Origin of the sequence: Psychrobacter luti (assembly GCF_014192115.1) — a bacterium.
In the GTDB taxonomy this organism is placed as follows: Bacteria; Pseudomonadota; Gammaproteobacteria; order Pseudomonadales; family Moraxellaceae; genus Psychrobacter; species Psychrobacter luti.
The window spans coordinates 1-14,767 of sequence record NZ_JACHXL010000011.1; the positions used below are offsets into that span (position 1 = coordinate 1).

The window sequence follows — 14,767 nt, forward strand, 5'->3', positions numbered from 1 at the left end:
TGCCGATAGTATGCGATAACTTGCATTTTAAAGTCTAGATCGTAACGCATAAAAATACCCCATAAGTTGTGTCCAACTTATGGGGTTCAGTTCAGCTCAGTCTGCTGCGCAAGACCTTTTTTACGATTATAGAACTCACAGGTGAAGTTAAGGCTTATTTATCAGGTTAAAGCAAGTTGATGTAAAAAGCTGCTAATGACATTAAAACTCTACCATACCAGCACGCAGCTGCTCAATTAGCTCCGCAAACTGCTGCCGCCATTCGCGTATGGTTGCTTCGTCTGGCAACCACTGATTCGATAAAGTCACAACATTTACAATCAAATCAGGCGTTTCTTTCTTCTCACTAGCCGTATTCTCATCGATAACATTATCAGGCAATACCGCATATAAACAGCGCTGATAAGCATGCTCTATATTGGCTAAAAAGCCTTGTTGCTGTAATTGTTGTAAACGCTGCACTTCAGGCGATACCTGGGTACGGGCGCTTAGTGCTTCTTCAATATCTGCTAAGGTTGGCGCTGTCATACTTAAACCATAGAAATGCCCAAGTTCTTGTACAAAAGCAAGATATGTTCCGTATAGGTGAAAAATAGCCGTTTCACAATGGGCTTGATAGAGCTGTTTATCGTTAGTATTACCTGCCGCCTGACAAGCCAAACGACAAAAATACAGCTTTTGATTGGTACGGTCAGCTTGGTATTTGGCAACGCGAGTCTTACCTGCCATATGCCTATCCTTGTTATTTAATTAATGAGTTTAATGAATAAGCTAAATAGGTCTATTCATAGTAATGACGAATATGATAATAAGTTTTTTGAGCAGCTCTTACGATAGTAAATAAAGTTTATTAGCGGGCTCTATTTTTCGATTAAGACATTTATTTAGGAATGTTTAAAAGAAGATCTATATAGCAGTGTACTATTTTCTGCAATCACATTCTAAATAAATAATTTACCTGATTTATTTTCTTTAAGCCACAAAAAAGCCAGCAACTTAGGCTGGCTTTTTTATTGAGAAAACAATTAAGCGTTATTTACCTTAGTGATTGCCTTGGTTAAGCTCTTGGGCAAACGCTTCATCAAAGCTTGCAAAGTCTTTGCTATCAGTGCTGGCTGACATATCAAACGCTGCATTTAAATCTTTATCTTGCAGTTTTTGCTCCGCTTTTTCTTTACGGGCTTTATGATAAGCAAGACCAGTACCGGCAGGAATCAAGCGACCAACAACGACGTTTTCTTTCAGACCACGTAGCTCATCTACTTTACCAGTTACGGCAGCAGCAGTTAGAACACGAGTGGTTTCCTGGAACGATGCTGCTGAGATAAAGCTTTCTGTTGCCAGACTTGCTTTGGTAATACCAAGTAATTGACGCTCATACTGTACTGGGAATTTATCTTCCGCTTCTAGTTTAGCATTCAAGGCTTTGATATCAGCGTATTCAACCTGATCACCTTTAAAGTGGCTTGAATCGCCGCCGTCCGTTACTTCAACTTTACGCAGCATCTGACGAATGATAACTTCGATGTGCTTATCGTTGATTTTTACGCCCTGCAAGCGGTATACGTCCTGTACTTCGTTAACGATATAGTCAGCAAGCGCGGTTTGTCCTTTCAGACGTAGGATATCGTGCGGGTTTTGTGGACCATCAGCGATAACCTCACCACGAGCAACCGTCTCGTTTTCGAAGACGTTGATTTGACGCCATTTCGGGATCAGCTCTTCATGAATCTCACCATCTTCATTGGTGATAATGAAGCGGTTTTTACCTTTGGTTTCTTTACCGAAGCTTACCACACCCGACATCTCTGCCATGATGGCGTGATCTTTCGGACGACGTGCTTCAAACAAGTCAGCAACACGTGGTAGACCACCGGTAATATCTTTAGTACCAGAAGATGCTTGTGGTACACGGCCTAGAATCGAACCAGCTGCTACTTTTTCACCGTCGCTGACGCGAATGATAGTTTCAGCTGGTAAGAAGTAAACCACTTCTTTACCTTCGTCAGTGTTCAAGATAATCGCCGGACGTAAGTCTTTGGCTGAGCTTGAACGGTCACGAGTCGCTAGAATCTCAAACGAGCTCATACCAGTTGCATCGTCAACTTTTACCGTTGCCGTCATACCATCAGTGATATCACTGAAGCGTGCCGTACCAGCAAATTCTGTGATAATTGGATGCGTGTGCGGATCCCATTTAGCGATGGTTTGACCGCCTTCAACTTGGTCTTCGTTTTTCACAAGCACGCTTGAACCATAAGGAACTTTATAGCGCTCACGCTCACGACCAAGCTCATCAGTCAATGCCAGCTCAGCTGAACGCGACACGATGACTAAATGACCATCAGTATGCTGAACCGTTTTCATGTTCTCAAAATGCACTTGGCCAGCATTACGTGCTGAGATGCTGTTGTCTACAGACGCTGAGCTTGCTGCCCCGCCGACGTGGAAAGTACGCATTGTTAACTGAGTACCAGGTTCACCGATAGACTGCGCTGCCATAACACCGACTGACTCGCCGATATTAACTTTGTGACCACGCGCAAGGTCACGACCATAACACTGTGCACAAACGCCATGTTCGATTTCACAGGTAATGACTGAGCGTACCCAGATATCATCAATCGCATTGTTATCAAGTACATTTACCCAATGCTCATCGATCAAGGTACCGGCTGGAATTAATACTTTATCAGCATCATCATTATAAGTGACATCACGTGCCGTTACACGACCTAGTACTAGCTCACCGAGCTTCTCAATGATCTCACCACCTTGAATGTGTGGTTTCATGAGCAAGCCTTGCTCAGTACCACAGTCTTCACTGGTAATAACCAAATCTTGTGCTACGTCAACCAAACGACGTGTCAAGTAACCCGAGTTAGCCGTTTTCAGTGCCGTATCCGCAAGACCTTTACGCGCACCATGCGTTGAAATAAAGTACTGAAGTACCGTCAAACCTTCACGGAAGTTGGCTTTAATCGGCGTCTCAATGATTGAGCCATCCGGTTTTGCCATCAAACCACGCATACCTGCCAACTGACGAATCTGTGCCGCACTACCACGAGCACCAGAATCTGACATGATAAAGATAGAGTTGAAAGATTTCTGCTCTTCTTCCTCACCTTTAGCATTCATGATTTTATCAGTCGCTAAGTTGTCCATCATCGCTTTTGCGACTTTGTCATTGGTACGTGACCAAATATCAACCACTTTGTTATAACGCTCACCAGCCGTCACAAAACCTTGCTCGAATTGATCTTCAATCTCACGAACTTCCGCTTCTGCGGTTTCAATGATTTGTACTTTGCTTGGCGGAATAACCATGTCATCGATACCGATAGACACGCCAGATAGTGTTGCTTGTGCAAAACCAAGGTACATCAATTGGTCAGCAAACATAACACTTTCTTTCACGCCGACTTTACGGTAGCAAGAGTTGATCAATTTAGAGATGTTTTTCTTCGTCATCTCTTCATTACACTCATCGAACGACATACCTTTAGGCATGATGTTCCATATAAGCAGACGACCAGCGACCGTATCTTGTAATTTGACTTCTTTAGTCTCATTACCTTCTTCGTCGACATGGGTTTCAGTCACACGTACTTTAATTTTAGCGTTTACATGCAAATCGTTTGAACCAATCGCACGCAATGCTTCATTAACGGTGGCAAAAATCATGCCCTCGCCTTTAGAATTGATTGACGAACGGCTGATATAGTACAGACCCAATACAACGTCTTGTGATGGTACGATGATTGGATCACCGTTAGCAGGCGACAAGATGTTGTTAGTCGACATCATAAGCGCACGTGATTCAAGCTGAGCTTCTAGTGTCAATGGCACGTGAACGGCCATTTGGTCACCATCAAAGTCGGCGTTGAACGCTGTACAGACTAGAGGATGCAGCTGAATCGCTTTACCTTCAATCAATACTGGCTCAAATGCTTGTAGACCCAAACGGTGAAGTGTTGGCGCACGGTTAAGAAGTACTGGATGCTCACGGATAACCATGGCCAGCATATCCCACACTTGTGGCTCTTCACGCTCTACCATCTTTTTGGCAGCTTTAATCGTCGTTGCTAAACCATGAGATAACAGTTTGTTATAAGTAAATGGCTTGAATAGCTCAAGTGCCATTTTCTTCGGTAGACCACACTGATGTAGACGTAGCGTAGGGCCAACAACAATCACCGAACGACCTGAGTAGTCAACACGCTTACCAAGTAAGTTTTGACGGAAACGACCTTGCTTACCTTTGATCATATCTGCCAAAGATTTCAATGGACGCTTATTACTACCGGTAATAGCACGACCGCGACGACCGTTATCAAGCAAGGCATCCACTGATTCTTGCAACATACGTTTTTCGTTACGTACGATGATATCAGGAGCGCTTAGCTCTAATAGACGCTTTAGACGGTTGTTACGGTTGATCACACGGCGATATAAATCGTTTAGATCTGACGTCGCAAAACGGCCGCCTTCTAGTGGTACTAGCGGACGCAAATCTGGTGGTAGTACTGGTAAGATAGTCATTACCATCCACTCAGGCTTGTTATGAGAATCACGGAAGGCTTCTAATAACTTAAGACGCTTAGACATCTTTTTAAGCTTGGTTTCAGAACCGGTTTGCGGAATTGCTTCACGCAGCTCATCAATCTCGATATCTAAATCAATATCTTTTAATAGGTCTTGAACCGCTTCAGCACCCATTTTGGCGGTGAACTCATCGCCAAACTCTTCAAGCGCTTTATAATAATCTTCATCATCAAGCAGCTGATACTTCTCTAAAGAAGTCAGACCTGGCTCGGTGACGATATAGCTTTCAAAATATAGGACGCGTTCGATATCACGAAGCGTCATGTCTAGCAATAGACCGATGCGGCTTGGTAGTGATTTTAAGAACCAAATATGCGCAACTGGGCTAGCTAAATCAATATGACCCATGCGATCGCGACGCACTTTAGCAGTCGTGACTTCAACGCCACATTTTTCACAAATAACGCCTTGGAACTTACGGCGTTTGTATTTACCACATAAACACTCAAAATCTTTTACTGGACCAAAGATTTTGGCACAGAATAGACCATCACGCTCAGGCTTAAACGTACGATAGTTAATCGTTTCTGGTTTTTTAACTTCACCATGTGACCATGATTTAATCACGTCAGGTGAGGCTAAGGTAATTTGAATACTATCAAACTCTTGGTTACCGTTGCCGGTAGGGCTTTGCATGATATCGAGTAAATCTTTCAAGTTGCTTCTCCGTTATCTTTATAATCATCTGACAGCGTGCTAGGAGCGCGGCTAAGATGAATGAAGGCAATGAATAGGGTTGAGACAAATCACTAAAAGCAGCAGCTATGCGCGTACTGCTTCTAGATTGACCACTAAGGATAATAATTAACTAAAGCTATGTTAAAGGTAGCTTCAGTCAGCCGTGCTTAATGGGTTTGCTTTAACTCAATATTGATACCCAGTGATTTGATTTCTTTGGTCAACACGTTAAACGATTCAGGCATACCTGGATCCATATATTGCTCACCATCGACAATGTTTTTGTACATACGGGTACGGCCTTCAACGTCATCCGACTTCACCGTTAGCATTTCTTGCAAGGTATAAGTCGCGCCATATGCTTCTAGTGCCCAAACTTCCATCTCACCGAAGCGCTGACCACCAAACTGTGCTTTACCACCGAGTGGCTGCTGCGTGACTAGTGAGTAAGAACCGGTAGAACGCGCATGCATTTTGTCATCAACCAAATGGTTGAGTTTCAGCATATACATATAACCAACGGTTACTTGGCGGTCAAACTTCTGACCAGTACGACCGTCATACAAGGTCTGCTGACCATCACGTGCCATACCAGCAAGCTCTAGCAAGTCTTTGACTTGATGCTCATGAGCACCATCAAATACTGCTGTACCCATCGGTACACCGCCGCGTAAGTTGTCTGCTAGCGCCATGATGTCATCATCACTTAAGCTATCAAGATCCACTTGCTCGCCGCCCACTTTGTTATAGATTTGGTCTAAGAAATCACGCAAATCTTTAATCGCTGCTTGTGCTTTGAGCATACCATCAATCTTTTCGCCCAAGCCTTTTGCTGCCATACCTAAGTGAGTCTCTAGAACCTGACCGATGTTCATACGCGATGGTACACCGAGTGGGTTCAAGACGATATCAACGGTATTACCATGTTCGTCATAAGGCATGTCTTCAACCGGCATAATGCGCGATACCACACCTTTGTTACCATGACGACCAGCCATTTTATCACCAGGCTGAATACGACGCTTAACCGCTAGATATACTTTAACGATTTTTTGTACGCCATGTTGTAAGTCATCACCAGCGGTCAATTTGCGTTTTTTCTCGGCAAATTTAACATCGATGTCTTTTTGCTTATCGACCAAGTAATCAGCGATTTGCGTTAGACGCTCAGAGATTTCTTCTTCAACCGGTTGGATATCAAGCAAAGTCTCAAGGCTCATGTCTTTCATATCAGCCAATGCCATCACGGTACCGGCTTTTAGACCAGAACCGCCACTGACTTTTTGACCATCGAGCAAGCTTGCGATACGACTACGAGCTGCTTCTTCAAAGATGCGTAGCTCTTCTTTTAAATCTTTACGGTAGCTATCAAGCTGTGATTTTTCAATCGCTTTTGCACGCGCATCTTTTTCAACGCCGTCACGGGTAAAGACTTGCACGTCAATAACCGTACCTTTGCTTGATGTTGGAACACGCAATGAGGTGTCTTTAACATCAGCAGCTTTTTCACCAAAGATAGCCCGTAGTAGTTTCTCTTCTGGCGTCAGCTGAGTCTCACCTTTTGGCGTAACTTTACCAACTAAGATATCACCAGCATCCACTTCAGCACCGATATAAACGATACCTGCTTCATCAAGGCTTGATAGCGCCGCTTCACCAACGTTTGGAATATCAGCAGTAATTTCTTCTGTTCCAAGCTTGGTATCACGTGCCACACAAGTCAATTCTTGAATATGAATGGTCGTGAAACGATCTTCTTTTACCACTTTTTCAGATAACAAAATCGAATCTTCGAAATTGTAACCATTCCAAGGCATAAATGCGATACGAATGTTCTGACCTAGGGCCAACTCACCAAGATCCGTTGATGGACCATCAGCCAAGATATCACCTACAGCAATCTCGTCGCCTTGGTTAACAATGATACGTTGGTTAATACAAGTATTTTGGTTAGAACGCGTATATTTAACTAAGTTATAGATATCAATACCCGCTTCACCAGCGACCATCTCATCTTCATTAACACGGACCACAACACGTGAGGCATCAACGTCTTCGATTACACCGCCACGCTTAGCGATAACACATACACCAGAGTCACGAGCAACGTGACGCTCCATACCTGTACCTACTAACGGCTTATCAGCACGTAGCGTAGGAACGGCCTGACGTTGCATGTTAGAGCCCATCAAGGCACGGTTAGCATCATCATGCTCTAGGAACGGAATCAAACCAGCAGCTACCGATACCACCTGACTTGGTGACACATCCATATGCGTCACTTTTTCTGGCGGCATACGTACGAATTCACCATAGCTACGCACACTGACCATCTCATCAGATAACGCGCCTTCTGCGGTTACTGGTGAATCAGCCTGTGCAATAACAGTACCTACTTCTTCAATCGCTGATAGATACTCAATAACGTCTGTTACTTTACCGTCAACCACACGGCGATATGGCGTTTCTAAGAAGCCAAAGCTGTTGGTTTTAGCAAAGGTTGCTAGTGAGTTAATCAAACCAATGTTTGGACCTTCAGGCGTTTCAATCGGACATACACGGCCATAATGGGTATCATGGACGTCACGTACTTCAAAGCCTGCACGTTCACGAGTCAGACCACCGGGTCCTAATGCTGATACACGGCGTTTATGCGTCACTTCTGACAATGGATTATTCTGATCCATAAACTGCGATAACTGGCTTGAACCAAAGAATTCTTTGACCGCAGCAGCAACAGGTTTTGAGTTAATCAAATCTTGTGGTGATAAGTTATCAGATTCTGCTGAGCTTAAACGCTCTTTAACCGCACGCTCAACACGTACTAGGCCAACACGGAATTGGTTTTCTGCCATTTCACCAACCGAACGAATACGGCGGTTACCTAAATGGTCAATATCATCGACTTCGCCGCGACCATTACGAATTTCAATCAATTCTTTTAGGACGTTAACGATATCATCATTGGTCAAGACGCTACGACCACGTTGAATATCAGCGTCATCAGTATCTACAAACTCTAGACCCAAACGACGGTTAAACTTCATACGACCGACGTTAGATAAGTCATAACGATCAGGGTTAAAGAACATGCTTTCAAACAGCTTCTCAGCAGTCTCAACCGTTGGTGGCTCACCTGGGCGCATGACTTTATAAATCTCAATCAAGGCTTCTTCACGGCTTGAGGTGCTGTCTGCACGTAGCGTATCTGCAATATAACTACCTTGGTCGATATCGTTTGTAAACAGAATGCTGAATTCTTTGATAGACTCACTGGCTTCAAACGCACTTAATTTAACCAATAATTCATGGTCAATCAGCGTATTGGCTTTAGCGATAACTTCGTCATTAACAACGATGTCTTCAGCTAGGATACGCTCATATAAATATTCGTCAGGAATAGAGATTTTAGTCATACCCGCTTCTTCAAGCTGACGGATACGGCGAGCATTAATACGTTTACCCTGCTCGACAACCACTTCGCCTTCAGGCGTTACGATATCAAACTGCGCCATCTCACCACGTAAGCGATCAGCTACCAGATCAATCTCAAACTGCTCTTCGCCTTTATAAACCGCCACTTTATCAAAGAATAAATCTAAGATTTCAGATGTGCTTAAACCTAATGCGCGTAGGATGATAGACGCAAGCAGTTTACGACGACGGTCAATACGAGCAAAAACCAAATCTTTAGCATCAAATTCAAAGTCTAACCATGAACCACGGTAAGGAATGATACGGGCGTTATAAAGCACCTTACCACTTGAATGCGACTTACCTTTATCATGGTCAAAGAATACGCCCGGTGAACGATGCAGCTGTGATACGATCACACGCTCAGTACCATTGATAATAAAAGTACCGTTGGCGGTCATCAATGGCATCTCGCCCATATAAACGCTTTGCTCACGGATATCTTTGATTGCCGCTTTGCTGTCTTTATCTTTGCTGTCTTTGTCTTTGATGATAAGGCGAATTTTGACACGCATCGGCGCAGCAAAGGTCGAGCCGCGTAAAATACATTCACGCTCATCAAATTCAGGCGTACCTAAATAATATTCAACGAATTGTAACTCAGCATTACCAGAGTGACTCTCAATTGGGAAAATAGAGGAATACGCAGCTTGCAAACCAGTATTCTCACGAGCTTTTGGCTTTTTATGCTCTTGCAAAAATTGCTCATAAGAATCTACTTGGATAGACAACAAATAGGGAATGTCCATCACAGTAGGCAATTCAGCAAAACTTTTGCGAATACGCTTTTTTTCAGTATAAGAATATGCCATCGAGAGTCCTTACAGTAAACGTGGAAACAAATTGAAAGCGTGGCCAGCGTGCATCAATACTAGTTGATATTAATACTATGCAAACTTAGCGACGTAAACGATAATATAAAACGGTTATTCATGCTCATTTAATGACTGATGATTAATTCACGCGTATAGTGCATGATTAACCCAGCTTATTTAAGCGTAAAATTGGCATTTAAACATGCCTATATGGGTGCTGACATTGCAAATTGCAATGCACTACACTCTATAGTACTTAAGGCCAAGCACTGGTCTTTAAATACTATTGATTCTCTTTATAAATTCACTTAAAGTGTTATTGATACCTTTAAAGCGTTGTCGATATCTCAAACAAGGGTGTTGCGTATCAAGTTCAATTTCATGCTATTTAATTGCGCTTTTTAATACTACACAGCAAACGACTCACCATCTACAATCATAAGGTAATATCGTCGCTGATATCTACCGTCTACGAGCCTACTTACTGACAGTAAAACCATGCTAAGTGGATAATCGAATATTTATAACTTTCAGAATTAATGGTAATTGGGGTAACTATAACTTTTAGAAACAATGACTTTTAGAATCAGTATTAACTATAGCGTTAATTGGAAAGCATGCAGACACAAAAAAATGCCAAACATCGATCGACGTTTAGCTTATATTAACTGATTTCAATAACTACTAAGTGTGCTTGCATGTATATCGTCTGTCCTTTTGATGGGTATCCACCGTGATGTTGCATGCGTATGTTGGCAGACACAAAAGGTCAAGCTACGAATTATAATAAAAAAAAGCTAGCAATGCAAGGCATTACCAGCTTTTTTTGTACAACACTAAGATAAGCGAGGCTTATTTTAGTTCAACAGTTGCACCAGCTTCTTCAAGTTTCTTTTTCAACTCTTCAGCTTCAGCTTTGTTTACGCCTTCTTTGATTGGAGCTGGAGCGCTTTCAACCAAATCTTTCGCTTCTTTCAAGCCAAGACCAGTAGCTTCACGTACGGCTTTAATTACGCCAACTTTCTTCTCGCCAAAGCTGGCAAGAACTACGTCAAACTCGTCTTTTTCTTCAGCAGCAGCAGCAGCAGGACCAGCAGCAGCAGGTGCAGCAGCAACAGCAGCTGTTACGCCGAATTTTTCTTCCATAGCGCTGATTAATTCAACGATATCCATTACTGACATTTCAGCGATTGCGTTTAACACATCATCTTTAGATAGTGCCATGAGAACTCTCCGTTATCTGATAAAATTTAGTTGGTTTTAATATCGCTTAGATTGCTTGCCAAATTTTCAAATAGTGTTGGCAATAAAGTGCAATCGGCGATGTCAAAGTTACGTTAAAACAAGCAATTAAGCAGCTTCTTTTGCGTCTTTGATTGCTGCAACAGTGCGAACTAACTTGCCAGGAACTGCGTTCATAGTCTGGACAAGCTTGGTCACTGGTGCGTTCATAGTAGCCATTAGGATAGAGAGTGCTTCGTCGCGAGTTGGTAGCTTCGATACGCGCTCTAGCTCTTCTGGACCATAAACTTCACCACCGACTGATACCAATTTGGTCTCTAAAGCTTTGTTATCTTTACTGAACTCGAAAACAACTCGAGCAGCAGATCCCAAATCTTCCATAGAGAAAGCCAAAAGTAGTGGACCAGTCATACGGTCTGACATGCTCTCAAACTTAGTGCCTTCAAACGCGCGTTTTGCTAGGGTGTTTTTTACCACTTTCAAAACGACGCCTTTCTCACGGGCTTGTTCGCGTAGCTTAGTAAGCTTTGCAACACCAATACCATGATATTCGGCAGCTACTGCTGAGTAAGCATTAGCAGCAACTTCAGACACTTCAGCCACAACTTGTTGTTTTTGCTCTAGCGTTAATGCCATAAGTTGACTCCTTTAATCTAATCAATCCAATTAATACTAAGACTGACTTGATACGACACGTTATTTATAAACTCTAAAAGAATTCACTCATAACGACTGATTACGGCACCGTTATCAGAATGACATCAAGTGATAGGTTGCCCTATCGGCTCTTATCAACAACTGGGTGGGTCACCGTCTGCGTAGGACAACTAAGATTTTCATCTGTCGTCGATTAACAAAAGCAGCTCGTTGCCATCAATAATAATCCGAAAATCATTAATAATAACGCAAAACCGCTTTCTACCTACGGTCTTAGACAGCATAGCGTTTGCTACGCTGACCTAATTCTTTAAAATATTTTTGCGAGCTTTATTTGAAATCGTCAAATAAAGACAGGGGTTTAATTATTTCGCTGTGCGATATGGAACAGGATCAATAGTGATACCTGGGCCCATAGTGCTAGACAAGGTGATTTTCTTAATGAAAGTACCTTTAGAAGTAGCAGGTTTAGCACGCTTTAGATCTGTGATTAGTGCTTGAGCGTTTTGAATAACTTGCTCAGCAGTGAAACCAACTTGACCAATAGTGGTATGGATAATACCGGCTTTGTCAACACGATACTGTGCTTGACCAGCTTTAGCGTTAGTTACAGCTTCAGCAACGTTAGGTGTTACTGTACCAACTTTTGGGTTAGGCATTAGGCCACGTGGACCTAGGATAGTACCTAATTGACCAACAACACGCATCGCATCAGGAGCAGCGATAACTACGTCAAAGTCCATGTTACCGGCTTTGATTTGATCCGCTAAATCATCCATACCAACGATGTCAGCACCAGCTTCTTTGGCGGCTTCAGCAGCAGCGCCTTGAGCAAATACAGCAACGCGTTTGGTTTTACCAGTACCAGCAGGTAGGTTGGTAGCACCACGAACGACTTGGTCAGATTTACGTGGGTCAACGCCCAAGTTTACTGCGATATCGATAGACTCTTTGAATTTAAGAGCTGGTAAATCGTTTAAGATTTGAACCGCTTCTTCAAGAGTGTATAATTTTTCGTGCTCTACACGCTCAGCGATTAACTTTTGACGCTTAGTAAGTTTACTCATTTACACACCCTCCACGGTAATACCCATTGAACGTGCAGTACCAGCGATGGTACGAACAGCAGCATCAAGATCAGCAGCAGTTAAATCTGCATCTTTAGTCTTAACGATATCTTCTAACTGAGCACGGTCCACTTTACCGACTTTAGCGGTGTTTGGTGTACCAGAACCTTTAGCGATTCCAGCAGCCTTACGTAGTAAGTATGCAGCTGGTGGTGACTTCATGATGAAGGTAAAAGACTTATCGCTGTATACAGTGATCTCAGTAGGAATCGGTAGACCCGGCTCTTGGTTTGAGGTCGCAGCGTTAAATTCTTTACAGAACGCCATGATGTTCACGCCTTTTTGACCCAATGCTGGACCAATCGGTGGTGAAGGATTTGCTTTGCCTGCAGGCACTTGCAGTTTGATGTAACCATCAATCTTCTTAGCCATGAGATACTCTCCTTTATGGGTAATAGCGCCAAATCAATATGGTATAACCCTTATTGACTAACAGCTCCCCGGTTGATGAATTTTTTCGGATTTAGTCTAGTTTTTCAACTTTACTAAACTCAAGCTCGACCTGAGTCGGACGATTAAATACGTTTACCGTTAAATGTAGCTTAGACTTCTCATAATCCACTTTTTCAACCAACCCTTTAAAGTCAGTAAATGGACCATCGATAACCAACAGCTCTTCGCCCGGCTCAAATAGAGTCTTAGGACGTGGGTCAGTTTCAGTCTGATTTAAACGGTTTAAGATGCGATCCGCTTCTACTTGCGTAATAGGTGCAGGCGTCTCTGGCGTGCCACCGATAAAGCCCATAATACGTGGGCAATCTTTAACGATGTGCCAAGTATTGTCATTCATTTCCATTTGGATTAATACATAACCAGGAAAGAACTTACGCTCGCTTTTACGCTTTTTGCCGTCTTTCATTTCGACGACTTCTTCAGTAGGAACTAACACATCACCGAACGAATCAGCAAAGTCACTACGATTAATACGATCAGTTAATGAACGTTGTACTTGCTTTTCATATCCTGAAAACGCTTGGACAATATACCAACGCATATCACGCTCCTGATCATTACAGTTAAGTCGTTATGAGTAAATTCTGGCTTAAATGACACTAATACGTGTCATTAACCAATAAAAATACCAACGAACCAATTAAAAAAGTTATCTAATAACCAAACAAGGAAGCCAACAATCGCAATCATGACAATGGTTTGCCATGTGTATTGGAAAGTTTCATCTTTGCCTGGCCATGTGACCCGGCGCAGCTCAACGGCGGCATCTTTTAATAATATTTTAAAAGCGCGACCTTGATTTGTTAATGCCAAGCACACGAAAGCGATGATAACTAGCACCACGATAAGACCAATACGCACCCAAACATCATTGGCAGGTTGCCAATAGCCAGGTAAGTATTGATTAACTAACGTTGCACCAATTAAAATCGCTGCGGCTAATAGCCACAAAATCACATCTTTTACTGAACCAGTTTTAGCAACTTCAACAGCAGTCGTTTGATTGCCAGCTGAAACATGCTTATCTTTGGACAGCATTCCACCAGCAACTGCCTTGGCATCAGATAACTTAGTCTCGAGGTTATCTTGATTATTGCTCATAAAGAACTCACTTCGGAGATGGTGGGGTATGACAAAGATGTGATAAGAAGATGGCAGGCGATGTAGGACTCGAACCTACAACCCTCGGTTTTGGAGACCGATGCTCTACCAATTGAGCCAATCGCCTATGGGTGTAAAGGACAGCATTATACAATATTTGGCATAGAATGCAAGCATTTAGGAGTAAAATTCTTTTATCATCCCAACATCACTATTCTTAAACCTTATTATTTAAACACTTTGTATGTATGATAATCTTAAACATTTCGCATAAAAGGTGCTGATAAGCTGCAGCGTTAATATAGCAAGCTCGGTCAAAAATTACAATAGATAGTAAGCAGGTTTAAAAACGAATTTTTATAAATATATTTTAAGTTGATAACACCTTCTTCTCTAGCCCTACTCTTTAGCCAGTTCTATTTACTCATCTCAACCCAAAAAAAAGCCACCCTCTTTCAAGGATGGCTTTTTACTTACTGCTTAACGCTGTCAGATTGCTCTGATAGCGTTAGGGCTTCAATGCTTAGCTAAGTACGTTAGCAACAACACCAGCGCCTACAGTACGGCCGCCTTCACGAATAGCGAAGCGTAGACCTTTGTCCATAGCGATTGGGT

General features: G+C 42.6%; 10 protein-coding genes and 1 tRNA gene. All 11 read right to left on the reverse strand.

The genetic code is table 11. The annotated features are described in order from the left end of the window. Window positions 1–201: 201 nt before the first annotated feature. Window positions 202–729, reverse strand: coding sequence for a DUF6586 family protein (locus tag FHS24_RS12165; protein WP_183621389.1), 528 nt, complete (start codon window positions 727–729; stop codon window positions 202–204). Between the two features lie 312 nt (window positions 730–1,041). Beyond that, complete coding sequence (rpoC, locus tag FHS24_RS12170; RefSeq protein ID WP_183621390.1) at window positions 1,042–5,262, reverse strand: DNA-directed RNA polymerase subunit beta'; 4,221 nt, start codon at window positions 5,260–5,262, stop codon at window positions 1,042–1,044. Between the two features lie 188 nt (window positions 5,263–5,450). Then, a complete protein-coding gene (gene rpoB / locus FHS24_RS12175) occupies window positions 5,451–9,569 on the reverse strand; it encodes a DNA-directed RNA polymerase subunit beta (protein WP_183621391.1) in 4,119 nt (1,372 codons plus the stop codon). Window positions 9,570–10,424: 855 nt separating this feature from the next. Beyond that, on the reverse strand, window positions 10,425–10,796 hold the full coding sequence (gene rplL / locus FHS24_RS12180) for a 50S ribosomal protein L7/L12 (protein ID WP_011514491.1): 372 nt from the start codon (window positions 10,794–10,796) through the stop codon (window positions 10,425–10,427). 126 nt (window positions 10,797–10,922) lie between these two features. Beyond that, a complete protein-coding gene (gene rplJ, locus FHS24_RS12185) occupies window positions 10,923–11,450 on the reverse strand; it encodes a 50S ribosomal protein L10 (RefSeq protein ID WP_183621392.1) in 528 nt (175 codons plus the stop codon). A 386-nt stretch (window positions 11,451–11,836) separates the two neighbouring features. Beyond that, window positions 11,837–12,538 (reverse strand): 50S ribosomal protein L1, encoded by a 702-nt coding sequence (gene rplA / locus FHS24_RS12190; protein WP_183621393.1) that lies wholly within the window; start codon window positions 12,536–12,538, stop codon window positions 11,837–11,839. Next, window positions 12,539–12,970: a 50S ribosomal protein L11 gene (rplK, locus tag FHS24_RS12195; RefSeq protein ID WP_010201717.1), complete on the reverse strand. Its 432-nt coding sequence runs from the start codon at window positions 12,968–12,970 to the stop codon at window positions 12,539–12,541. A 91-nt stretch (window positions 12,971–13,061) separates the two neighbouring features. Next, window positions 13,062–13,592: a transcription termination/antitermination protein NusG gene (gene nusG, locus FHS24_RS12200; protein WP_183621394.1), complete on the reverse strand. Its 531-nt coding sequence runs from the start codon at window positions 13,590–13,592 to the stop codon at window positions 13,062–13,064. A gap of 71 nt (window positions 13,593–13,663) precedes the next feature. Further along, window positions 13,664–14,152, reverse strand: a complete 489-nt coding sequence (gene secE, locus FHS24_RS12205) for a preprotein translocase subunit SecE (protein WP_183621395.1) — start codon at window positions 14,150–14,152, stop codon at window positions 13,664–13,666. Window positions 14,153–14,203: 51 nt separating this feature from the next. Then, window positions 14,204–14,279 (reverse strand) — tRNA-Trp (locus FHS24_RS12210). A 396-nt stretch (window positions 14,280–14,675) separates the two neighbouring features. Further along, window positions 14,676–14,767, reverse strand: a 92-nt coding sequence (locus FHS24_RS12215; RefSeq protein WP_459213797.1) for an EF-Tu C-terminal domain-related protein, incomplete at its 5' end; no start/stop codon positions are given.

Coding starts and splice junctions, on each gene's coding strand:
- rplK (WP_010201717.1), bottom strand. CDS start 12,970: ATGGCTAAGAAGATTGATGGTTACATCAAACTGCAAGTGCCTGCAGGC.
- nusG (WP_183621394.1), bottom strand. CDS start 13,592: ATGCGTTGGTATATTGTCCAAGCGTTTTCAGGATATGAAAAGCAAGTA.
- secE (WP_183621395.1), bottom strand. CDS start 14,152: ATGAGCAATAATCAAGATAACCTCGAGACTAAGTTATCTGATGCCAAG.
- rplJ (WP_183621392.1), bottom strand. CDS start 11,450: ATGGCATTAACGCTAGAGCAAAAACAACAAGTTGTGGCTGAAGTGTCT.
- FHS24_RS12165 (WP_183621389.1), bottom strand. CDS start 729: ATGGCAGGTAAGACTCGCGTTGCCAAATACCAAGCTGACCGTACCAAT.
- rplL (WP_011514491.1), bottom strand. CDS start 10,796: ATGGCACTATCTAAAGATGATGTGTTAAACGCAATCGCTGAAATGTCA.
- rplA (WP_183621393.1), bottom strand. CDS start 12,538: ATGAGTAAACTTACTAAGCGTCAAAAGTTAATCGCTGAGCGTGTAGAG.
- rpoB (WP_183621391.1), bottom strand. CDS start 9,569: ATGGCATATTCTTATACTGAAAAAAAGCGTATTCGCAAAAGTTTTGCT.